This is a genomic window from Eudoraea chungangensis (genome assembly GCF_029360665.1).
Lineage (GTDB): Bacteria > Bacteroidota > Bacteroidia > Flavobacteriales > Flavobacteriaceae > Eudoraea > Eudoraea chungangensis.
Genome location: NZ_JARDUB010000002.1, coordinates 61,036 through 82,719 on the forward strand (window position 1 = coordinate 61,036; position 21,684 = coordinate 82,719).

Annotated in this window: 15 protein-coding genes and 1 tRNA gene; 7 read left to right on the top strand and 9 right to left on the bottom strand. The window is 36.7% G+C overall.

Annotation, left to right across the window (positions count from 1 at the left end):
- Positions 1-6: 6 nt before the first annotated feature.
- The 4 genes from PXG98_RS04935 to PXG98_RS04950 form a co-directional block, all read right to left on the bottom strand.
- Positions 7-1,791 (bottom strand): tetratricopeptide repeat protein, encoded by a 1,785-nt coding sequence (locus tag PXG98_RS04935; RefSeq protein WP_276389311.1) that lies wholly within the window; start codon positions 1,789-1,791, stop codon positions 7-9.
- A 136-nt stretch (positions 1,792-1,927) separates the two neighbouring features.
- The gene (gene serS / locus PXG98_RS04940; protein ID WP_276389312.1) at positions 1,928-3,199 is read right to left on the bottom strand and encodes a serine--tRNA ligase; all 1,272 of its coding nucleotides are present in this window, start codon (positions 3,197-3,199) and stop codon (positions 1,928-1,930) included.
- A gap of 88 nt (positions 3,200-3,287) precedes the next feature.
- Positions 3,288-4,637, bottom strand: a complete 1,350-nt coding sequence (locus tag PXG98_RS04945) for an HTTM domain-containing protein (RefSeq protein ID WP_276389313.1) — start codon at positions 4,635-4,637, stop codon at positions 3,288-3,290.
- The gene (locus tag PXG98_RS04950; protein ID WP_276389314.1) at positions 4,638-5,564 is read right to left on the bottom strand and encodes a bifunctional riboflavin kinase/FAD synthetase; all 927 of its coding nucleotides are present in this window, start codon (positions 5,562-5,564) and stop codon (positions 4,638-4,640) included.
- Positions 5,565-5,614: 50 nt separating this feature from the next.
- Here PXG98_RS04950 and PXG98_RS04955 point away from each other — a divergent pair, with 50 nt between their 5' ends.
- Both PXG98_RS04955 and PXG98_RS04960 read left to right on the top strand, forming a co-directional pair.
- Positions 5,615-9,403 (top strand): zinc-dependent metalloprotease, encoded by a 3,789-nt coding sequence (locus PXG98_RS04955; protein ID WP_276389315.1) that lies wholly within the window; start codon positions 5,615-5,617, stop codon positions 9,401-9,403.
- Entirely contained in the window at positions 9,400-10,077 is a 678-nt protein-coding gene (locus tag PXG98_RS04960) for a hypothetical protein (protein ID WP_276389316.1), read from the top strand. Before PXG98_RS04955 ends, PXG98_RS04960 begins: the two co-directional genes overlap by 4 nt.
- Before the next feature lie 25 nt (positions 10,078-10,102).
- Here the strand turns inward: PXG98_RS04960 and pth are convergent, their stop codons facing one another.
- From pth to PXG98_RS04975, 3 genes are all read right to left on the bottom strand, one after another.
- The gene (pth, locus tag PXG98_RS04965; protein ID WP_276389825.1) at positions 10,103-10,669 is read right to left on the bottom strand and encodes an aminoacyl-tRNA hydrolase; all 567 of its coding nucleotides are present in this window, start codon (positions 10,667-10,669) and stop codon (positions 10,103-10,105) included.
- Between the two features lie 152 nt (positions 10,670-10,821).
- The gene (locus PXG98_RS04970; RefSeq protein WP_276389317.1) at positions 10,822-11,466 is read right to left on the bottom strand and encodes a 50S ribosomal protein L25/general stress protein Ctc; all 645 of its coding nucleotides are present in this window, start codon (positions 11,464-11,466) and stop codon (positions 10,822-10,824) included.
- 23 nt (positions 11,467-11,489) lie between these two features.
- Positions 11,490-12,431, bottom strand: a complete 942-nt coding sequence (locus tag PXG98_RS04975; protein ID WP_276389318.1) for a ribose-phosphate pyrophosphokinase — start codon at positions 12,429-12,431, stop codon at positions 11,490-11,492.
- Positions 12,432-12,573: 142 nt separating this feature from the next.
- Here PXG98_RS04975 and PXG98_RS04980 point away from each other — a divergent pair.
- From PXG98_RS04980 to PXG98_RS05000, 5 genes are all read left to right on the top strand, one after another.
- Positions 12,574-12,655, top strand: a tRNA-Leu gene (locus PXG98_RS04980).
- A gap of 375 nt (positions 12,656-13,030) precedes the next feature.
- Positions 13,031-13,201 carry a DUF6747 family protein gene (locus PXG98_RS04985; protein WP_276389319.1) on the top strand — a complete coding sequence of 57 codons (171 nt, stop codon included), beginning with the start codon at positions 13,031-13,033 and terminating at the stop codon, positions 13,199-13,201.
- A gap of 334 nt (positions 13,202-13,535) precedes the next feature.
- A complete protein-coding gene (locus PXG98_RS04990; protein ID WP_276389320.1) occupies positions 13,536-14,750 on the top strand; it encodes a DNA polymerase Y family protein in 1,215 nt (404 codons plus the stop codon).
- Positions 14,751-14,833: 83 nt separating this feature from the next.
- Positions 14,834-17,869, top strand: coding sequence for a DNA polymerase III subunit alpha (locus PXG98_RS04995; protein ID WP_276389321.1), 3,036 nt, complete (start codon positions 14,834-14,836; stop codon positions 17,867-17,869).
- 28 nt (positions 17,870-17,897) lie between these two features.
- Entirely contained in the window at positions 17,898-18,365 is a 468-nt protein-coding gene (locus PXG98_RS05000; RefSeq protein ID WP_276389322.1) for a YqhA family protein, read from the top strand.
- Positions 18,366-18,376: 11 nt separating this feature from the next.
- Here PXG98_RS05000 and PXG98_RS05005 read toward each other — a convergent pair whose 3' ends face one another.
- Both PXG98_RS05005 and PXG98_RS05010 read right to left on the bottom strand, forming a co-directional pair.
- On the bottom strand, positions 18,377-20,374 hold the full coding sequence (locus PXG98_RS05005) for a sialate O-acetylesterase (RefSeq protein WP_276389323.1): 1,998 nt from the start codon (positions 20,372-20,374) through the stop codon (positions 18,377-18,379).
- A gap of 9 nt (positions 20,375-20,383) precedes the next feature.
- Positions 20,384-21,676, bottom strand: a complete 1,293-nt coding sequence (locus tag PXG98_RS05010; protein ID WP_276389324.1) for a Gfo/Idh/MocA family protein — start codon at positions 21,674-21,676, stop codon at positions 20,384-20,386.
- Positions 21,677-21,684: the final 8 nt, after the last annotated feature.

Below are 21,684 nucleotides of genomic sequence, written 5' to 3' on the forward strand. Positions count from 1 at the left end.
TCGATATTAGTTAAGAATATCGCCTCTTAAAATCCTGAATTTTTTTCTTGCTTCTGGGAAATAATAACTATCCTGAAAATTATAGATAATCTTTTCATAATGCTCTTTGGCCTTATTAGGTTGATTTAATACCGTTCGGTATAGTTCGGCTAGAGCAAAATGGGCATCGTCTGCTAAAATGTCATTTTCGTAAAAGGTAACTACTTTTAAATAGTTCATTTCTGCCGCAGTATAATCTTTAATACCTTCAAATAATTCTCCCTGTTTCATTAGGGCCTCATCTTCAATTTTTTCACCTTTATGATTTTCCAGAATATCGTTTAACACTTCTATAGCCTCTTTTGTATTTTGCTGATAAGCCAGTAAATCTGCCTTTGCATATTTTTTTAAGGCAGTTTGTGTGGAATCTTCTAGGGAGTTGTCTGATATAAGCAGACTGAGTTGCATGGCATCATTTGCTATGAGTTGTGATGTAGAACTTCTAAGGACTTTAAGTTGTGTTAAAGCCCATTCAAAATCACCTTTGTAAAAGCTCGTTTGAGCTACTTTAAATCTCGCATTTTGCCCAAGTATATCATTTTTAAGACTCCTTTGTATTTGTGAGAAATAGATTAAAGCTTCGTTAAATCGTTGGTTGAATACCAGAATATCACCCAAAGCTAATTTTACATAGGCGACGCTAAATCTGTCAAGAGGAAGGGAAAGGCATTGTTTTAATATTTCGATTGCTTTTTCTGCTTCGTTTCTCTTAAAAGTTAAGAAATTGGCATATGCTATTTGTAATTGTAAAGTCTGATTTTCATACCCATATTCTTCAATAAGCAGTTCAAACTCTTTATTTATCTTGTCTAGATTTCTAGAGGTTTCATCAAGAAGCTCTATGTCTATCAGGCTAAGATTTGCATTTAATTTTGCTACAGGATCTGCAGAATTTTTATCGATATAAGTGTAAATTATTGCAGCGTCTTCCAGGGCATCATTATCAAACGCCATGTCTCCGAGGCCCGAAATTCTGTTTAGAGATCTACCTTCGGAACGTTTGTAAATTGCTTTTTCCTGATTAAAAGCACTTAAATACTGTTTCTGTTTTACAAAAAGCCAACTCAATACTTCATTCCATAAAATATCAGGATTGTTTTGGGCTTTTAGTAGTAATGTGCGCTTTAAACTTATATTGTTTGGGTCATTAGGGTCTTCGCTAATAAAATTGTCTAGATTTCTTAAAACATTAGTTTGAGACGCCTTCCCTTTTTTTATAAGTTCGAGGTAAGACTCATACATTTTTTCTACATTACCTTGTTCGCCATAAATTCTTGCCATTTGGAAGTTATAATCTAATTTGGGATTTAATTCCATGGCCCTTTCATAGGCTCTTAAGGCATAATCCAGAAGAATGAGGCGTTGAAACTTAAAGCCAATGCCATAACCATAATTGGGGTTTTCTTCTATTCTCGATAATGCCTTTTCGTAATATTGGCTTGCTTTTTCGTTTTCTTTTTGAAGTTGATAATTATATCCTAATTCTATAAAGACAGTTGGGTAGGGACTTCCCTGATGAAGCCGTTTTAATAAAAACTCCTCGGCCTCTTTGTATTTCTCTAGTTGTTGGTAGCAGGCAACTAGTCCCTCAGCATAATCAGATCTTCTGGGGTTTTTGTCTGTGAGACTTTTATAGAAGACAACTGCTTTTTCAAAATCTCCATCATTAAAATATTGCTTTGCAAGAAAATCTTCTTGCCCCCAGCAAGTAATAAAGAAGAATAAAAGGATGCTGAAAAAGCCTAATTTCATATAGAAAATTTATCAAATTTAAAGAAGCCTACCCAAAAAGACTGTCAAAGAAAGTATAATATCGTCCTAGAGCCTAATAAGCCCAGAAATTTTCTATTAAGTTGAGCATTTTATGGTCTAATTGAACAAGTCTTGACTAGTTAATATATTCAAAACCCGTATAGGGAACCAGTACTTTAGGGATTTTAATGCCTTCTGCAGTTTGGTTATTTTCTAAAATTCCTGCCATTACTCTTGGAAGTGCCAAAGCGCTTCCATTTAAAGTATGAGCAAATACCGATTTATTATTTTCATCTCGAAATCTAAGTTTTAGGCGATTTGCCTGATAGGTTTCAAAATTGGAAATTGAACTAATCTCAAGCCATCTATTCTGGGCCGCCGAAAAAATTTCAAAATCATAGGTTAATGCTGCTGTAAATCCCAGATCTGCACCACAGAGACGCAGAATACGAAAGGGTAATTCTAGCTCTCGTACCAGGCCTTTGACGTGTTCTACCATCTTATCGAGGGCTGTGTAGGAATGATCAGGATGCTCTACCCGGACTATTTCAACCTTGTCGAACTGGTGTAGTCTATTTAAACCCCGCACATGTGCACCATAACTACCTGCTTCTCTTCTAAAGCATGGGGTATAACCAGTATAGGAGAGTGGAAGGGCTTTGTTTTTTACTATAGTGTCTCTAAAAATATTTGTAATTGGAACTTCCGCCGTCGGAATCAGATACAAATCATCGTTAGTTACATGGTACATTTGCCCCTCTTTATCCGGTAATTGTCCAGTGCCATATCCCGAGGCTTCGTTTACCAAAAGAGGCACTTGTATTTCTGAGTAACCAGCTTCTGTATTTTTATCTAGAAAATACGCAATTAATGCTCTTTGAAGTTTTGCGCCTTTTCCTTTGTAGACAGGGAATCCTGCTCCTGAAATCTTAACGCCAAGTTCAAAATCGATTAGGTCATATTTATGTGCTAATTCCCAATGTGGTTGGGCTTTTTCTCCCAATTTAGGAATATCTCCTTCCTTAAAAACCTGTTCATTATCCTCTTCACCTTTTCCAAATGGAACACTATTATGTGGAACGTTAGGAATTTGATAAAGAGCCTGCTGCATCTTTACAGTTGTTTCTTGTAAATCTTGTCCAAGTTGTTTAGATGCTTCTTTCAGTTCTCCGGTTTTGGCCTTTAAGGCATTCGCTTCTTCTGGTTTTCCTGATTTAAACAAAGAACCTATTTGTTTGGAAAGAACATTACTTTCGGCAAGGTAATTATCCAGTTCTGTCTGTAAGGCACGTCTTCTTTCATCTAGCTCAAGGACATTTTCCAAAAGTCCAGAAGGATCAATGTTACGTTTTTTAAGGGCGTTGGCAATTGCCTCTTTGTTGTTTCTTATCGCAAGTATTTGCAACATGACATTTAGAATTTAACCGCAAATTTAGTCAATTACTTAAGGATTAAAGTTGAGGTCTGGTTTTCTTTAGAAAAAAAAGCATAATTAGTTAATTGGAAAGTGTTTCCTTAGATTTTTCAGACAGTTCTTTTGGAGAAGGTAAAATCCATTCGTGATGTCTAAAATGATTCCATGGCTCCTGTGCCAAATCTACTTCCGGATCAATTAATGTATAGAATTTAGAGCCGTTAATCTTTATTCTAGAATTGGCGTATACCTCTACCGCTATACCCTGGTCCTTGTAAGTTTGTTTAAGTCTTTGTGCAAATTGCCAGATAAAATCTGGATAAGCGGCTATCCGGTATTTTTGTTTGGGTGAGAGATAATCATTCAAATTTATTTTTGTGATAGCGCCACTCTCTTTATTCACTACCTTAAAATGAACTCTGCCAGATCTGGTTCGCAACATCATGCGCCAGCTTAATCGATGTCCTTCTTCCGTCCACAACACATCGTCATGAATAAAATGATGTCTTATGGGAAGAACAATCTGAATAAGAAAATAGATTACAAAAAATAGATAGAAGACATTTTGATAGGATGGAATTTTAAAATCATGGACATCATATTTGGGTTTATTTTTAAAAAAGATTTTTCTTATGGTTTCTGGTTCATAGAAGAAAACGATAAATGCCAAGGCCAGATAGGGAAAAATCCCTATTTGAAATACCATAGAATTAAACAAATGAAAGAATATCCCGCATCCAAAAGCTATATTCCTAGTTGGTTTCCAGAGTAAGGCTGGTATTACAAGCAGGTCAAACAATATTCCCATAAAGGAAATAAATACATGTAACCAATGTTGTTGGAGGAGATCTCCAATTAACCAATAGTGCTCTTTAGTTTTAAATAATACTTCTATAAAACTGTAATTAAGCCAGCCTGCATAAAGTTTAGCAAGGGCCGCATAGGTATAAACAATAAATAACTGAAAGACTATTACCCACTTCACATAGGCGTACATACTATTTTGTGTAATTTCCGGCTGTCTTTTAGCATCCAGGGAAATGGCCTTGTTTGCTGGTAAGAAGCACATTATTATAGAAATTAGCATTAAGAGATAGTAGTGATTGTTGTAAGAGGTTTTTTGCATTAGATAAACTCCAGTCCAGAGCAGGGTGAAGGATATTATACTAAGCCTATATTTTAGGCCTAAGGCGATAAAAATCCCAAATACTCCCATCAAAATAAAGTATATATACATACCATTTCCAGGAAGGGGCTGTAACCATTCAAAACCTATAAATGAAAAGGTAAATTGAGGTTCTATAAAGGTTCTTCTTACCCATCCGGTAAGAATGGCACCAAAACCCTCACAACTTACCAGGATACCAAAAAAAACACGAAAAATAAGTAAAGGACTATTGTCTATTTTGGTAAAGAATAGCCTGTTTAGCATTTATTTGGATATTAGGGATAGAGAAGTTGCTTTATCTTTATGAAGCTGTTCTTTTAAGGCCTCAAGAGAATTAAATTTGTGTTCATCTCTTATTCGTTCCATTAATTCAACCTGAATATTTTGTTCGTATAGATCATCCTCAAAATCAAAATAGTGTACTTCGATGTTTTTTGTGGTACCGTCTACGGTGGGGTTAAAACCAATATTCATCATTCCATAGACGTTAGAACCATTTATGGTGCTTTTAATAAAATAGACGCCATTTTTGGGAATAAGCTTATAGGTTTCTGCAATTGCAATATTGGCTGTCGGAAAAGACAATTGTCTGCCAAGACCTTTGCCCTTCTTAACCAATCCGGTTAGCATGTAGTTATAACCCAGATATTCGTTAGCAGTTTTTATATTTCCTTCTACTAAAGCATTTCTAATTTTAGTAGAACTAACAGAAACATCATCAATTTCCTGTGCTTCAATTTCATCAACTTCGAAACCCAAGGTATTTCCAAAAGCCATTAGATCTGTAATATTTGCATTTCTATTTCTGCCAAACCTATGGTCGTAGCCAATAATGATTTTTTTTGCTTTTAATTCGTTTACCAATAGATCTCTTACGAACTCGGTTGCTGTAAGTCGCGAAAAATCTTTTGTAAATGGATGAATAATTAGATGGTCTAAACCAATTTGTTCTAGTATTTTCGCTTTTTCATCCACCGTATTTAAAAGCTTTAAATCGGTATCTTTTTGTAAAACCATTCTAGGGTGAGGAAAAAAAGTAAGCACAAGAGACCTTAAACCTGATTTTTTGGCATCATTTATGAGACGTTCTAATATTTTGCGATGGCCTATATGTACTCCATCAAAAGTACCTATGGTTATTGCCGTTGCTTGCTTTTTATCGTAATTGGAAATGCTTTGGACTGTAATCACTTAGATAAAATAATAAAAAGACTTACTTTTAAAAATTCAAAAAGCCCTTGATGAAAACAAAATTACATCTTGTTTTATCAATTACCATATTATTTTTCTCCTTTTCCGGGTTTGCTCAGGCAGATCATTGGAAAAGAGCGGCGATACAGAGCGGTAATACCAGAATCTCGCATTCTTCTGATTCTTCTCATAAAACACTCACCTATTCCTTAAACGAAAATTCTTTGTTTAAAGAGTTGATAGATTTTAATAAGGAAGGGAAAAAACAGCTAATATTATATTTTCCTACGCTAAATGGGGAGTTAGCAGCATATCAGATTACAGAAAGACCAATATTTTCTGCAGAATTATCAAAAAAGTACCCAAGAATCAAATCATTTTCCGGGTATCGAATAAATGATAGAATGGAGAGGATACGTTTTAGCATTTCTCCTAAAGGATTTCAGGCCATAATGCGACATGGTAACGGTAATAGCATTAGCACCTTAATTGAAAAACAGAGAACTGGTGATGGACTTTACCGCGTTTTTAGTGCAGGTATTGGGGAAGAAGTGAGCAAAGCGTTTAGTTGTTTTACTAAAGATGTTTTGGACAAGGAAGCAGCTTCCAAGACCTTCAGGCTTGTGAATGATCAAACACTGCGTATCTATAGAATTGCTGTTTCGGCTTCTGGAGAATATACCCAATATCATGGGGGAACTGTAGAAGATGCTTTGGGAGCAATTAATGCTACTTTAACAAGAGTGAATGAATTGTTTGAAATCGATTTAGGGGTGCAATTAGAATTAATCGCAAATACAGAGGACGTCATTTATACAAATCCTGTGACGGATCCATATAATGGAAATTTAAATGCTCAAATACAAAGTACTTTGACTAGTGTCATTGGGGAAGCAAATTATGATGTTGGGCACCTATTCCACCAGGACGTAGATAGTGGGAATGCAGGTTTTATTGGATCGGTTTGCCGGGATAATCAAAAAGGAAGTGCTTATTCTCAAGCTTTAGTGCCAGAAGGAGAGGTCTTTGATTTGGATTATGTTGCTCATGAATTAGGACATCAATTTGGAGCTAATCATACCTGGTCATTTGAATCTGAAGGTACGTCTGTACAGGCCGAACCTGCCAGCGGAACTACCATTATGGGATATGCAGGAATCGTTCCGGGAAATAATGTACAAGATAATGGAGACGGTTACTTTCATTATTACAGTATTTTCCAGATTAGTGAATATTTAAAAAACACAAGCTGTGGAACTTTTGTGCCCCTTACGAACAATCCACCTGAAATTCAACCCTTAGCAGATTATGTTATTCCAAAAGGGACTGCATTTGTTTTAAATGCAGAGGCAACCGATATAGATCCTCTTGATATACTAACCTATACCTGGGAACAAATTGACGATGGCGTAGTTACAGCGGATAATTTTGGTCCGCAAAGTCCCAGTGGTGCAAATTTTAGATCGCAGAGACCGAGTTTAGATTCGAGAAGGTATTTTCCTGCCATGACTGAAATTCTTCAGGGAAATCTAACACAGCGAAATCCAACGGTTAATTCGGCATGGGAAACAGTTTCCAATGTAGAACGGGAAATGAACTTTGCGTTAACTGTTAGGGATAATGCCATGGGCGGAGGACAGGTTACTTCTGCGCTTTTGAGACTAAATGTGATAAATGATTCTGGTCCTTTTGAAGTCCTTTCTCAGGAAGAACCACAAATATATACAGCAGGTTCTGTACAGACAATAAATTGGGATGTTGCAAGTACCAATGTGGCTCCAATCAGTGCACAAATGGTTGATATTTTATTATCTATCGACGGGGGTCTTACTTATCCTTTTGAACTTGAGGTAAATACTCCAAATGATGGAGAACAGGATGTTATTATTCCCGGTAATATCAGTTCTGCTGCTAGAATCATGGTAAAGGCTTCAAATAATGTATTTTTTAGTGTGAATAAGGCAGATTTTCAAATTAGCCCTGCGGATATTGTTTTGAATTTTCCCTCTTTGGAATATGTGGTATGCTCAAGTAATACTTTAGACGTTTCCTTTGTTTATGAGACTTATAATGGTTTTAGTGAAGAAGTTACTTTTGAAGCATTAGATCTACCTGTAGGACTGGATGCTATTTTTAATCCCTTAACAGCTACAGATACTGCTACGCCTGTAAACCTTCAATTTAGTAATACAGCTTTAGTAACTCCAGGAGTTTATCCCATTAGAATAAGGGCCACTTCCTTAAGCACTTTTAAAGAGGTAAGTGTTAACCTTACCATTCAAGATGTCCTTAGTGAAGATGTCTTTCTAACGGCACCTGCAAATAATGCCAGAGAGATAAGTCCACAGGCAGAATTGAGCTGGGAGGTAAGCCCTAATGTTATCGCCTATGATATTGAAATTGCTGAAGACTTGTCTTTTTCGAATATTGTAGATAGTGCGTCGGATATTTTGTTCAATACCTACACTGCTCAAAACCTGCAACAGCAGACGGTCTATTATTGGAGAGTAAAACCAAAGAATAATTGTGGGGAAGGGAATTTTGGCCAGCCTTTTCAGTTTACGACAATAACCATAAGTTGTGATTCTGTTAGTGCCATAGATGTGCCTATAGAGATAAGTGCCATAGGTACCCCAACAGTAACTTCTAAGGTTTCTTTTTTTAATGATCTTCCTGTTTCTGACATTGATGTAGTTTTAGATATAGAACATACCTTTCTTGCCGATCTTATTATTACCCTAACATCTCCTTCGGGTACTTCAGTTACGCTTACTTCTAATTCTTGCGGAAATCTTCAAAATATAGATGCTATTTTTGATGATGATGGTGAGGCTTTTAGTTGTGATACCACTGGGGACATAGCTATAAAAGATGTGATAAGACCTTTAGGGTCTTTGGCTTCTTTTAATGGAGAATCTGCATTTGGAGAATGGATACTTACAGTGGAAGATACAGCTCCGGCCGATGGAGGTAGTATTAATGCATTTACCCTCGATATTTGCGTGGAGGGAGCAGTGCGTCCTGACGAAGACCAGGATGGAGTCTTTGATGATGGAGATGATTTGTGCCTGGGAACGCCTTTGGGTTTAGAAGTAGATACAAATGGTTGTCCTGTATATCGTTTTATGACAGATAACTTTTCCGTTGTGGTAGAAAGTGAAACATGCATCAATAACAATGATGGACGTATAGAAATTGATGCTAAAGACGCAATTAATTATTCGGTTACTGTAACAGGAAATGGGGTGTCTATTGAAGATAGTTTTGTAGATACCTACATATTGGAAAACCTTTCAGCAGGAGTATATAATTTTTGCATCAATGGGTCTGATGGAATTATTGACTATGAGGAATTATGCTTGGAAATTGTTATTTCAGAGCCACAACCACTACAAGTAAATTCTTTAATCTCAGTGGCCAGCCTTGAAGCAACACTTTCTATGCAAGGTGCAGAACTTTATATTGTAGAATTAAACGGAGTGCTACAGCAGGTCGTAGAATCTGAACTTGTGCTCAGCTTAAAACCTGGAATAAACAGTTTTAAGGTAAGTACCGGTTTAGCTTGCCAGGGGGTGTATGCGGAAACTGTGTTTGTCGCTGATGAACCATTTATATTTCCTAATCCGGTTCGCGATGTATTTACAATCTTCTTGGGTGCGCCAATAGACACTGTTGCAACTAGACTCTTCTCTATGGAAGGCAGATTAGTAATGGAGGACACAAGAAATGTTAACGGAGATAGTTTAGAGATGGATGTATCTGGTTTGTCAAAAGGAGTATACCTTCTAGAGATACAAGGGGCATTTGGTCAAAAGACATTTAAAATAATTAAGCGATGAGATTACTTAGATTCCTCTGTATTGGTTTTATAGCGTTGTCTTGCTCAAAGTCCGATCCTCCCAGCCCTCCGGGTGTTACCGCCCTTGTTTTTCCGGAACAAAACTCAATTTGTACAACGGGGGAAAGTCTAACCCCAGCAAATAGCAGAGTAACCTTTCAGTGGCAAAGTGCCAGTAGTACTACATCCTATGAATTAAGTGTTACTAATATAAATACCAACAGTACACAGAAAGTGACCACTACAGAACTCTCTGCTGCGGTTGTTTTAGATAAAGGAGCTCCCTATAATTGGATGGTTACAAGCAGTAATGATGAAGTAACCCAGACTACTCCAAGTGCGGAATGGGTTTTTTACAATGCAGGGTCTCAGATTACACATCCTCCATTTCCAACTCAGATAGTACTGCCAAAATCTGGGGCAACTGTTTTTCGTGATCCTAATAATAACATATTGTTGGAGTGGCAAGGACTCGATGTGGATGATGATATTCAAGAGTATGAAGTTTATGCCGATAAGATTAATGCAGAAGTGTTAATCACTACTACCAATGCTTCGGTAAATAAATTTAACTTACCAGTAGATGCCGATGCAATTTATTATTGGAGAGTAGTAACAAAGGATGCGGAAGGGAATGTATCTAGCTCTAATATTTACTCTTTTAAGGTATTATAGTCCAAAAGTTGTCAAGAACAAAGTTTTACGTATTGTTGAATTTATTCATGGTCTCTTTTGGACCTGCAAGAGCAAACGACAGAACAGATTCTGCTATTTTCTCTAGTCGCTCGGGCAAAATTTTTAATTCTTCCTCGTTCCAACTGCCAAGAACATAGTCTACTTGTTTTCCTTTGCCAAAAGCAGAGCCTACTCCAACCCTCAGGCGATGATATTGAGAAGTATTTAAGGATTCCTGTATATTTTTTAATCCGTTGTGTCCTCCATCGCTTCCTTTGCCTTTTATTCTTATAGTGCCAAAGGGTAAGTTAATATCATCGGTAATGACCAAAACATTTTCTAGGGGAATATTTTCTTTACCCATCCAATATTTCAGGGCTTTACCACTTAAATTCATGTAAGTAGCAGGTTTTAAACAGATGATCTTTCTTCCTTTAATATTAAAATTCCCTAAACTCCCTAATTTTTTAATTTCGAAACTGAAGTTTTGTTTTTGTGAAAGGGTATCCAAGGCTTTAAATCCGACGTTATGCCTTGTTTCTGCATATTCATCTCCAATATTTCCTAATCCAACGATAAGGTATTTTTTCATCTGATCAATCTCGTTTTTTGCCGAATGCTTGCTTTTAAAAAACGAGCTTAGCATTTTAATCATTTTCCTTTTGGCTTTTGGACAAAAATACAAAAGCATCCTTATTCCTTAAAAACAGGAAAAAGGATGCCTTCAAATTGTTATAGAATGATTTATTCTGCTGCTTCAGTAGTTTCTTCAGCACCCTCGGCTGCTGTTACTTCACCTTCCACTTCTTCTCCTTCTTCATCTTCGTCATCCACCACTACGGCTGCACGCGCTGTTTTAACCTGTACAACAACAGTTGTTGAAGGTTGAAGAATACTAAATTCATCACTCTCCAAAGATTCTACAAGAATATTATCTCCAATCTTCAATTTAGAGATGTCTACTTTAAAGAAATCAGGCAAGTTATCTGGCAGAGCCTTAATTGTTAACTTACGATTTCTAAACAACAAGCGGCCACCATTTCTAACTCCTGGAGAATTTCCTTCCAATCTTACCGGAATATTTAAGGTAACTTCTTTGTCATCAAATAGCTGATAAAAATCGATATGCTGAATTTTGTCAGTTACAGGATGAAACTGAATGTCCTGCATTATCGCACGAACTTTTTTCTTATCTTCCAATTCAACCACAACCGTGTGTGCGTTTGGAGTATACACTAAATTTTTGAATGCTAATTCATCCGCTGAAAAGTGTAATGGTTTCTCCCCTCCGTATACTACGCAAGGAACCTTTCCAGCATTACGTAAGGCTTTTGTTGCTTTTTTGCCTACGCTTTCTCTTTCTGATCCTTTAATTGTAATTGACTTCATTAGTTATTATATTGAATTAATAGTTACATTAAAAATTTTGATGCTATGGAAGTATTATGATGTACTCTATGCATAACATCGGCAAATAATTCTGCACAACTTATAACTTTTACTTTATCACTCACTTTCTTAATAGGAATGGAGTCAGTGACAATAAGTTCTAAAAGCTTCGAATTTTCTATTTTTTCATAAGCATCTCCCGATAGTAAACCATGTGTACAAATGGCTCTAACACTTTTTGCTCCTCTTTCCATCATTAAATCCGCAGCTCTCGTTAGTGTGCCAGCCGTATCTACCATGTCATCTACTAGCACCACATTCTTATCGGTTACGTCACCTATGAGTTCCATATGCGAAATAATATTAGCTTTTGCGCGCTGTTTATAACAAATAACCACATCACTAGCTAAGTTTCTAGAATAGGCATATGCCCGTTTAGAGCCACCCATATCCGGAGAAGCAATCGTAAGGTTATCTAAATTTAAATCCCTTAAATAGGGAAGGAAAAGGGTAGAAGCAAATAGATGGTCTACGGGTTTTTCAAAAAAGCCTTGGATTTGATCGGCATGTAAATCCATGGTAATAATCCTTGTTGCCCCTGCTGTTTCCAACATTTTAGCTATCAGTTTAGCGGCAATAGGTACTCTAGGCTTGTCTTTTCTATCTTGTCTTGCCCAGCCATAGTATGGAATTACTGCGGTAATATGTCTTGCAGACGCTCTTTTGGCAGCATCTAACATCAGCAGCATTTCCATTAAATTTTCCGAACTGGGATTCGTAGAGCCAATAATGAAAATTCGAGTTCCTCTAATAGACTCTTCAAAAGATGGTTGAAACTCTCCGTCACTGAAATGCGAAAATAAAACGTTGCCTAAATCTGCTCCATATGCCTTGGCAATTTTCTGACCCAATTCCATACTTTGGGTACAGGCGAATATTTTTGGTTCTGGAACCTGATAAGGCATAATAAGTTTTAGTTTTATAGTTTGTTAAAACCCCTGATTCTTAAGGAGGTGCAAATTTATAAATTTATTTGGGTTGCAAAACTATAATTGTGGGATATTTTAGTTCCGAAATAAAATTATTTTTTAGCTTTGCAATCCGTTTGCCTCGGTGGCGGAACTGGTAGACGCGCTGGATTCAAAATCCAGTGTCTTCGGACGTGTGGGTTCGATTCCCACCCGAGGTACATTTTTTAAAGCCTGGAATTTATTCCAGGCTTTCTTTTTTAGTCCTAAAAAAGAATTTTTTTCCAAAGATATCTTTCAAAAATGAACTAAGGGTTTATTCTATGGTAGATTACATTTCTAGGGGTGTTTTTTGATTTTTAAATGCGATAGTGCAGTATTTGTAAAATTTAATACGAAGGTTGTAGTTTGTCGATTAGCATGGTGTTTTATCGGACTTCCCAAAACAATCCTTATTCTATAATCTGTAAAATATTTCGTTAAAATACTTTAGAAGTGCCGTTGGTCAACTTAATTCGTTCTTTATCCAGAAATCCTATACCCTTTCCAGAAATAATAGAATTTAGTGCCAGATAACAATTGATAAAATTTGGGATATGAAAACAGTTTTACTTATTAAAGAAATTTATTTAGAAGGTTTTAGAAATTTAGGAAACTTTATAATTGAACGCTATTTCAAAGCATTTGCTTGGTTTAGTTTTATAATGTTTATGGTAGTGCTTTATGCTTTTATTTTTAGGGTTTCTACAGGATTTGCTTTTGATTAAATCATATAAAAAACACTTACACGATGGCGCAAAGACATAAAGGATTTAGTTTTATTGACTTTTTTGTGGCTGCTGGATGTCTTTTTATTTCCGTTATGATTTTTATGATTATGACCACAGCCGGAGCACAATAATTTTGAAAAAGTTTATAATGACCCATTAGAATAGGGTTGTTTACTGAACATATATAAACCCTCTTCTCATTAGAAGGGGGTTTTTCTTTATGTAGATGTATTTAAATACCAGGACATAAAGCATATAAATTAAAATTTAACAAGGAAATAATCCATAAAAATGGAAATAATCCATAATTTAGCTATCCTTTTTAATAGTTATGGAAAAAACCATTCTTCATTTGGATTTAGACACTTTTTTTGTGTCGGTAGAGCGACTTATTAATTCTGAATTGCGCAATAAGCCTTTATTGGTAGGAGGAACAAGCGACAGGGGTGTGGTTGCTGCCTGTAGTTATGAAACTAGGGGCTTTGGAGTACACTCAGGAATGCCTATGAAAATGGCGAGGCAACTGTGTCCGGAGGCTGTTATTATACGTGGAAATTCGGCGAGTTATAGCAAGCATTCAGACATTGTTACAGATATTATCAAAGAAGAGGTGCCTCTATTTGAAAAATCGAGTATAGATGAATTCTATGCAGATCTTTCAGGGATGGATCGCTTTTTTGGTTGTTACCACTTTGCATCTGAATTGCGAAAGAAGATTATTAAAGAGACTGGCCTCCCAATCTCTTTTGGATTATCAGTAAATAAAGTAGTGTCTAAGGTGGCTACTAATGAAGCAAAACCGAATAATCAACTCAAGGTAGATTCTGGTTATGAAAAACCTTTTTTAGCACCTCTTTCTATCAAGAAGATTCCTATGGTAGGGGATAAGACCTATCAAACCCTTAGAAACCTAGGCTTGCGAAAAGTAAAAACGGTACAAGAAATGCCTGTAGATCTAATGCGTCGTGTTTTAGGAGTTAATGGTACAGTAATTTGGAAACGGGCTAACGGAGTAGATAGTAGTCCTGTTATTCCATTTTGTGAACGGAAGTCTATTTCTACGGAAAGGACTTTTGACCGAGACACTATAGATGTAACAAAATTAAGAGGGGTCCTTATAGCCATGACGGAGAACCTTGCATACCAGCTTAGAAGAGGGGAAAAACTAACAGCCTGTATTACGGTTAAAATAAGGTATTCGGATTTTAATACCTATTCCAAACAAGTTCGTATTCCTTATACAAGTGCAGACCATATTCTTATCCCAAAAATTTTGGATTTATTTAAATTACTGTATAACAGACGCTTGTTAGTACGTTTGGTAGGAGTTCGTTTTAGTCATTTGGTGTCAGGAAATTACCAGATAAATCTTTTTGAGGATACTGCAGAAGTTTTAAGTCTTTACGGAGCTATGGATAGTATTCGAGAGCGTTTTGGCGATAAAAGTGTACTTAGAGCTTCAGGCATGGGAGCTAAAACCATAGGAAGGATGCACAATCCTTTTATTGGCTTGCCGCCGCCTCTGTTAGCGCATAGAAAACAATGAATAGTTTACATCATTTTTCTTAGGCGTTTTTAAGAAAAAACAACCTAAATAGAGAACAATATACTAAAGAACCAATTTTATAAATGTACCTCAATTGTCATACTTATTATAGCTTGCGTTACGGTACTTTTTCTGAAATAGAATTATTGGAATTGGCGCAACAGAATTGTGTTACCAAATTAGCCTTAACAGATATTAATAATACCTCTGCGGCTTTGAATTTTGTTAGAAAGGCTCCGGAATATCAAATAAAACCTATTCTTGGAATTGATTTTAGAAATGGGGTAGAACCTTGTTTTGTTGGCATCTCAAAGAATAATGAAGGATATCAAGAGCTAAATCAGTTTTTGTCGACCTATTTACATGAAAAAAAAGAATTTCCGGCCATAGCACCTAAATTCAAGAATGCCTATGTAGTATATCCTTTTGAGAAGGTACTTTTAAACGATCAGAGTCATTTTGACACCCATGAATTTATAGGAATTTCTATAAAAGATTTAAGGAAACTTCCTTTCTCTAGATTGGTAGAAAAAAGAGATAAATTGGTTGTTTTGCAAGCCGTTACTTTTAGAAATAAAAGAGACTATAACGCGCATCGTCTTTTACGCGCTATCGATAATAATGTATTATTAAGTAAGCTTCCGGAGGAAGAACAGGCAGAGGAGGGAGATAAAATGTTTCCTATTCAGAATTTGGCAATAATATTTAATGAGTATTCTTTTATTCTGGAAAATACCGAAAGGCTATTAAATCGATGTGCTATACAATTCGATTTTTCTAAGCAAAGAAAGCCACAAAACTTACAGACCTATTTGAAGTCAAAACAGGAAGATGAGGAGCTCCTAGAGGAATTGTGTAGAGAGGGGCTTTCTTACCGATATCCCGTAGTAGATAATGCTATAATAGAGCGTTTAGACAAGGAGTTGGGTCTCATTAAAGAAAAAGAGTTTGTATCTTATTTTTTGATCAACTGGGACATTGTTTGTAAAGCCCGCGAGAAGGGATTCTATTATGTGGGGAGAGGAAGTGGCGCAAATAGTATTGTTGCTTACTTACTACGGATTACCGATGTAGATCCCATTGAATTAGATCTGTATTTTGAGCGTTTTATAAACCTTTACAGAACCAATCCCCCCGATTTTGACATTGATTTTTCGTGGCGGGATAGGGAGGAAATTACCCAATACATTTTTGAACGATTCCCCTATGTTTCACTTTTAGGCACCTATGTTACTTTTAAAGAAAGAGGTGTAATCAGAGAGTTAGGAAAAGTTTTTGGTCTACCCAAAGCGGAAATTGATTTGTTATCTACCGGACAGTATGTCCCCTCTGAGCTAGATGAGGTTTCTTTATTAGTTTTAAAATATGGCAAATTAATAAAAGGCTTTCCGAATTATTTGAGTATACATGCAGGGGGAATTCTTATTAGTCAGAAACCCATTTCCTATTTTTCGGCTACCCATCTTCCTCCTAAAGGGTTCCCAACAGTTATGTTTGATATGGTTATTGCTGAAGATGTGGGCTTGTATAAGTTTGATATTCTTGGACAACGAGGCCTTGCGAAAATTAAAGAGGCTTTAGAAGTAATAGCAGTTAACAGACCTTCTGAATATGCAAAAATCGATATTCATAACATTCAGAAGTTTAAAGAAGATTCTCAGGTAAACTATTTGATAAAGACGGCGCAATGCATGGGTTGTTTCTATGTGGAATCTCCCGCAATGCGAATGTTGCTTAAAAAGCTCGAAGTAGATAATTATTTGGGACTAGTTGCGGCCAGCTCTATTATCCGACCGGGAGTAGCTAAAAGCGGAATGATGCGAGAATATATCCTTCGGCATAGAGATCAAGAAAGAGCACAGAAAAAGGGACACCCTGTAATGCTTGAGATAATGCCAGATACTTATGGAATTATGGTATACCAGGAGGATGTCATTAAAGTAGCACACTATTTTGCCGGATTAAGTCTTGGGGAGGCGGATGTTTTACGCAGAGGGATGAGTGGAAAATTTCGATCCAGACAAGAGTTTCAGAAGATACAAGAGAAGTTTATTGATAACTGTCGTAATAAAGGCTATGATGAAAAATTAATATCAGAAATATGGCATCAGGTTGCCAGTTTTGCGGGCTATGCTTTTGCAAAAGGACATTCTGCCTCTTATGCAGTAGAAAGTTACCAAACCTTATTTTTAAAAGCGTATTATCCGTTAGAATATTTGGTGGCTGTCCTAAATAATGGGGGTGGATTTTATCGTCCTGAATTTTATATACACGAGGCCAGAATGATGGGAGCTACAATACACGCTCCCTGTATTAATAAGAGTTTCGCCCTAAACTGTATTTATGGAAAGAGGGTTTATTTAGGCTATATGTATTTGAGGGATTTAGAGGCTAGAGTAGTGGATAGAATTCTCAAGGAAAGGCGGCTACATGGAAAATACATTTCATTAGAAGATTTTTTGGATAGAGTTACCATTTCTATTGAACAACTAAGTATTCTAATAAGAATAAATGCGTTCCGGTTTACAAAAATTAATAAACACAAATTGTTATGGGAGGCTCATTTATTTCTGTCTAAAGGAACTCTTTTAGAGCATCCTAAGTTATTTCCACCAATGCTACAAAAGTTTAAAATACCTAGTTTGCACACTACAGACTTAGAGATGGCTTTTACCCAAATAGAGCTCTTAGGGTTTTGTTTGTGCAGCCCTTTTGCTCTTCTACAAGAAGCACCTAAGAACAACCATGGGCAAAAGGATTTAGAGCGTTTTCTTCATAGGAATATAGATATTTACGGCTATCTGGTTACTGTTAAGAACACACATACACATAATAATAAGAGAATGCATTTTGCCACTTGTGTAGACCAAAACGGAGAGGTTTTTGATACGGTTTTGTTTCCGCCTGTAGCCGCAAAATATTTTTTCAGAGGGAGGGGCATTTATCGATTTTATGGGCGTGTGGTAAGTGAGTTTGGGTTTTTAAGTATAGAAACCATAAAAATGGAAAAACAAGACCTAATTCAGGATCCACGTTATGCCGAAATTAAGACTGCCAATAAAAGATTAACTGTCAACTCTGAAAATACCAATGCTCTTCCTCTAAGCCCAAGAAAATAATTGTGTATTTTTAAAAAAACATATCAAAATGATACATAAAGTAACCCCTTTTAGATATATATATCTTATAGCAGTTATAGTCACCTTAGTTAATTCTATTTTTTTCCTAATAACCGGTGTAGCCCTAAGTATTGAGTCTTATAAGCGATTTATTAAGGTAGAATTTGTTGATCTTGAAGAATCTTATCCCGGTTTGTATATGCTGGAAGCCCTAGACGCCTTTATGCTATCTTTGGTATTTATGATTTTCGGTATTGGTGTAGCAAGGATATTTATCTTTGATAAATACGACGGCCATAATCTTCCTAATTGGCTGAATATTTCATCACTTTCAGAGCTTAAAATCCTTTTGTGGAGAACTATATTATTTGCCTTAGTAATGTTTAGTGTAACACATTTAGTAAAACATCCTATAGATTCTTGGAAAGTATTACTTCTTCCCACGGTAGTACTAATTCTTTCTGCCGCATTATTTTTAATTCATAAAAGGGAATAAGGGTTTTACATTTAATCTAAGGGAGAACAAAAGGAGGAAGCAGGCAAACCTTCCTGATTAAACAAGCTGGCCGCACAGGTATCTTTCCAAGCATACCTCACATATTTGGGACGCCTCACCTCTGGAGACAAAAGTTCTATTTTTTCTTTTATTATAACCGCCCTAGCTTCTTTAAAAACTTTATCTTCTCCTGCTATTTCAAATCCCGTAACAGGAGTCTCTATCAATTTAAGTCCACTACCCACCTCGGTAAAGGACACCAATAATTTATTTCCTTTGGCTGTATGGCTTTTGTATAGAGGGCCAGAGGCGACTAGTTCTATATTATATTCATTCTTTAGGGCCATTCCCCCCAGCCTCTTGCCAACATCTATTTTATTTGCCGGATGAATATTTGCTGGGTTTCCGATATCTAGCGTCACTGCCATCCCGGTATTTTCAAGACTCAGTGTTTTTCTTTGTGCATCTCTAAGGGCGGCAGATAAGTTATTTCCATAATTAAATGGGGCTATTTGAACGAAATAAAATGGAAAGTTGGCCTGCCATCTATTACGCCAATCCCTGATCATTGCTGGAAATAGGCGCTCGTACTGTTCTGCCCTGCCGACATTAGATTCCCCCTGGTACCAAATGGCGCCTTTAATGGCATAAGGAATCAATGGAGCAATCATAGCATTAAACAATACGCTTGGTGAGTGAGAATTAATATTTACAATAGTTGGTCTTTTTAAATTGGTTGCCTCTTTTATATCGTATAGGTAAAACTTGGCATCGTGGATTTCCGCAGTGGGCAACAATTTCCACAAACCATCTAAATCTAAATAGTCCTCTGAGGTAGATAGGGTAATAGGGCCATTTATACCACCACCACCACCTGTATCTACAACTCTTATGGCGATAGTATTTACACCTTTTTTAAGAAGAGTCTTAGGTACCGTATACGTTCTTTTTAGAGTATGTTTTCCTGGTCCTACAGTAAAACCAATTTGTTTGCCATTAATAAAGGTAAAGTCCATATCGTCTACCGCACCCAAAGAAAGACTAAAGTCTTCTTTAGGATCTTCCCTGAGCATAAATGATTTACGTATCCAGATAATGCCATCCATTCGCCACTCTTCTCTTTGGTCTAGGGTTCCGGGCAACTCAATGTCTTCCCATGCATTGTCGACATAATCTTTCTGAGCAAGCTCCGAATCCTTAAGATTTAATTCCAACCAGTCGGTTTCTTTTTCAGGAATTTCAATGCTCTGCCATCTGGAATACCATTCATTTTTTATTTTCTCCATATTTGGATTGGAAAGAGAGGCAACTAACTCATCGAAGTCACCCAAGCCTTGTATAGAAGTATTGCTAGTCCAGGCTTCAGCAGGCGTGCCACCCCAACTAGTATGTATAATACCAATAGGTATATTTAATTTATTTTCTAATCTTTGAGCAAAATAATACGCGGTAGCGCTAAAACTTCCCGCTGTTTCTGCACTGCTAACTAACCACTCACCTTTTACATTTTTTAACTCTTTAAGAGAGAGATTCCTTTGGACGGTAAACATCCGAATATTGGGATTAGTAGCAGCATTAATTTCATTTGTGGAATTTAGGATTGTATCATTTGGAGGCCATCCTGTTAGAGGCATTTCCATATTGGACTGCCCCGATGCAAGCCATACTTCTCCAATTAAGACATCTCTAATTTTTATCTCTTCGTTTTCAGAAGAGATAGAAAAGGTATAGGGTCCACCCGCTTTGGGAGTTTCTATCACAAGAGACCAATTTCCAAGGGCGTCTGCCTCCGTTTTCTGCTGTCCAATCCAGTCTGCTGCAATTTCAACAGTTTTATTGGGTGAAGCCGTTCCCCATACGGTAACCTTTGCGTGTTGTTGAAGAACCATATGATCCTGGAATAGTGGGTGGAGAACCAATGGTTCTTTCTGGGTATTACAGCCAATTAGAAGTATAAAAAGTAATCCGTAAAGAAGATACTGAAAATGCGAAATGTTATTAGGAGACATATATTAATCTTAAAAATTATTCAAATTCCATTTATTTCTAGGTGTTCTAAACAGTAGTTTGTTCGCTTCTTCGTCATTAACAAACTCCTCTTTCTGACTATCCCAACTTAGTTCCCTTTTTAATCGCCACGAAATTAGACCAAGATGCATAGGCAATGTCATATTCCTGGCATATTCTAAATTAGATTCAGGTTGCTCTCTAGATTTAACAGCATCGATAAAATTTTGCTGATGCCCAGGAGACCTTGGTATTGTCTGTACAACAGAGTCTATGTCTTTTAGCTTTTCACCATCAATCGTAATTTCCCTTGTATTGTAGTCGCATATTAATGTCCCTTTCTCACCTACAAAATATGCACCTATTGCTCTCTCTGAAGCCCCAGGAACATCCGGAGGTTTTGATGTCCATAGTATTTTCAGATCTTCAAATTCATAGTCAACATCAATCCACTTGGGAGTATTTGCAATACCATCTGCGACTTCACCTTTTGCCTTTATTTTCTTAAGTCCTTTGGGCTCTAATGCCCAGTAAACCACATCGGCAATATGGCACCAGAAATCTGCAAATATTCCGCCAGAATAGTCCATAAAATAGCGATACGTAAAATGGCATTTAGCGGGGATATAATCTACCAATGGCGCTGGTCCTAACCACATATCCCAATTAAGAGACTTGGGAACTCTCTTTACTTTTGTGTCTTTTATTAAAGGGGTATCACCCGTTTTCCAAAGTCTAACAGTATGTACCTTACCTATAGTTCCAGCCTTTATGAGCTCTACAACTCTATGATAGTTATCAGTTGCATGGATTTGCGTTCCTAATTGAAAGACACGTTTATTCTTTTGTTGTGCGGCCAGCATCATTTGCCCTTCTCTTAAATCATAGGACAAAGGTTTTTCGCCATAAACATCCTTGCCAGCTTCAAAGGCAAGTGCAGCTATCTGGGCATGCCAATGATCTGGGGTGGCACAACTAATGGCGTCAACATCCTTTCTTTCAATAATCCTTCTAAAGTCTTCATAGCCACCTGCATTATGATCATTTGGCAAACTCTTCAATGTTTTAAGGCTTTTTTGTAAGTGATTCTGGTCTACATCGCACAGAGCAACAATTTCAACTTCTGGTATTTCAGAGAACCATTTCATGTGGTTGTTTCCCATGCCTCCAACACCTATGTGAGCAATTCTAATACGATCACTCGCTCTAAACTTTGTATGAAGGGAAGGTAGAACGGAGATGCCTAAAAATCCAAGACTACTTTTTTTAACAAACTCTCTTCTATTCTGCTTTGATTTACCCATGGATTATT

Excerpts from the sequence above, each read along its gene's own strand:
- PXG98_RS05005 (WP_276389323.1), bottom strand. The coding sequence starts at position 20,374 with ATGTCTCCTAATAACATTTCGCATTTTCAGTATCTTCTTTACGGATTA.
- PXG98_RS04990 (WP_276389320.1), top strand. The coding sequence starts at position 13,536 with ATGGAAAAAACCATTCTTCATTTGGATTTAGACACTTTTTTTGTGTCG.
- PXG98_RS04975 (WP_276389318.1), bottom strand. The coding sequence starts at position 12,431 with ATGCCTTATCAGGTTCCAGAACCAAAAATATTCGCCTGTACCCAAAGT.
- PXG98_RS04995 (WP_276389321.1), top strand. The coding sequence starts at position 14,834 with ATGTACCTCAATTGTCATACTTATTATAGCTTGCGTTACGGTACTTTT.
- PXG98_RS05000 (WP_276389322.1), top strand. The coding sequence starts at position 17,898 with ATGATACATAAAGTAACCCCTTTTAGATATATATATCTTATAGCAGTT.
- PXG98_RS04945 (WP_276389313.1), bottom strand. The coding sequence starts at position 4,637 with ATGCTAAACAGGCTATTCTTTACCAAAATAGACAATAGTCCTTTACTT.
- pth (WP_276389825.1), bottom strand. The coding sequence starts at position 10,669 with ATGAAAAAATACCTTATCGTTGGATTAGGAAATATTGGAGATGAATAT.
- PXG98_RS04985 (WP_276389319.1), top strand. The coding sequence starts at position 13,031 with ATGAAAACAGTTTTACTTATTAAAGAAATTTATTTAGAAGGTTTTAGA.
- PXG98_RS04955 (WP_276389315.1), top strand. The coding sequence starts at position 5,615 with ATGAAAACAAAATTACATCTTGTTTTATCAATTACCATATTATTTTTC.
- PXG98_RS05010 (WP_276389324.1), bottom strand. The coding sequence starts at position 21,676 with ATGGGTAAATCAAAGCAGAATAGAAGAGAGTTTGTTAAAAAAAGTAGT.
- PXG98_RS04960 (WP_276389316.1), top strand. The coding sequence starts at position 9,400 with ATGAGATTACTTAGATTCCTCTGTATTGGTTTTATAGCGTTGTCTTGC.
- serS (WP_276389312.1), bottom strand. The coding sequence starts at position 3,199 with ATGTTGCAAATACTTGCGATAAGAAACAACAAAGAGGCAATTGCCAAC.
- PXG98_RS04970 (WP_276389317.1), bottom strand. The coding sequence starts at position 11,466 with ATGAAGTCAATTACAATTAAAGGATCAGAAAGAGAAAGCGTAGGCAAA.
- PXG98_RS04935 (WP_276389311.1), bottom strand. The coding sequence starts at position 1,791 with ATGAAATTAGGCTTTTTCAGCATCCTTTTATTCTTCTTTATTACTTGC.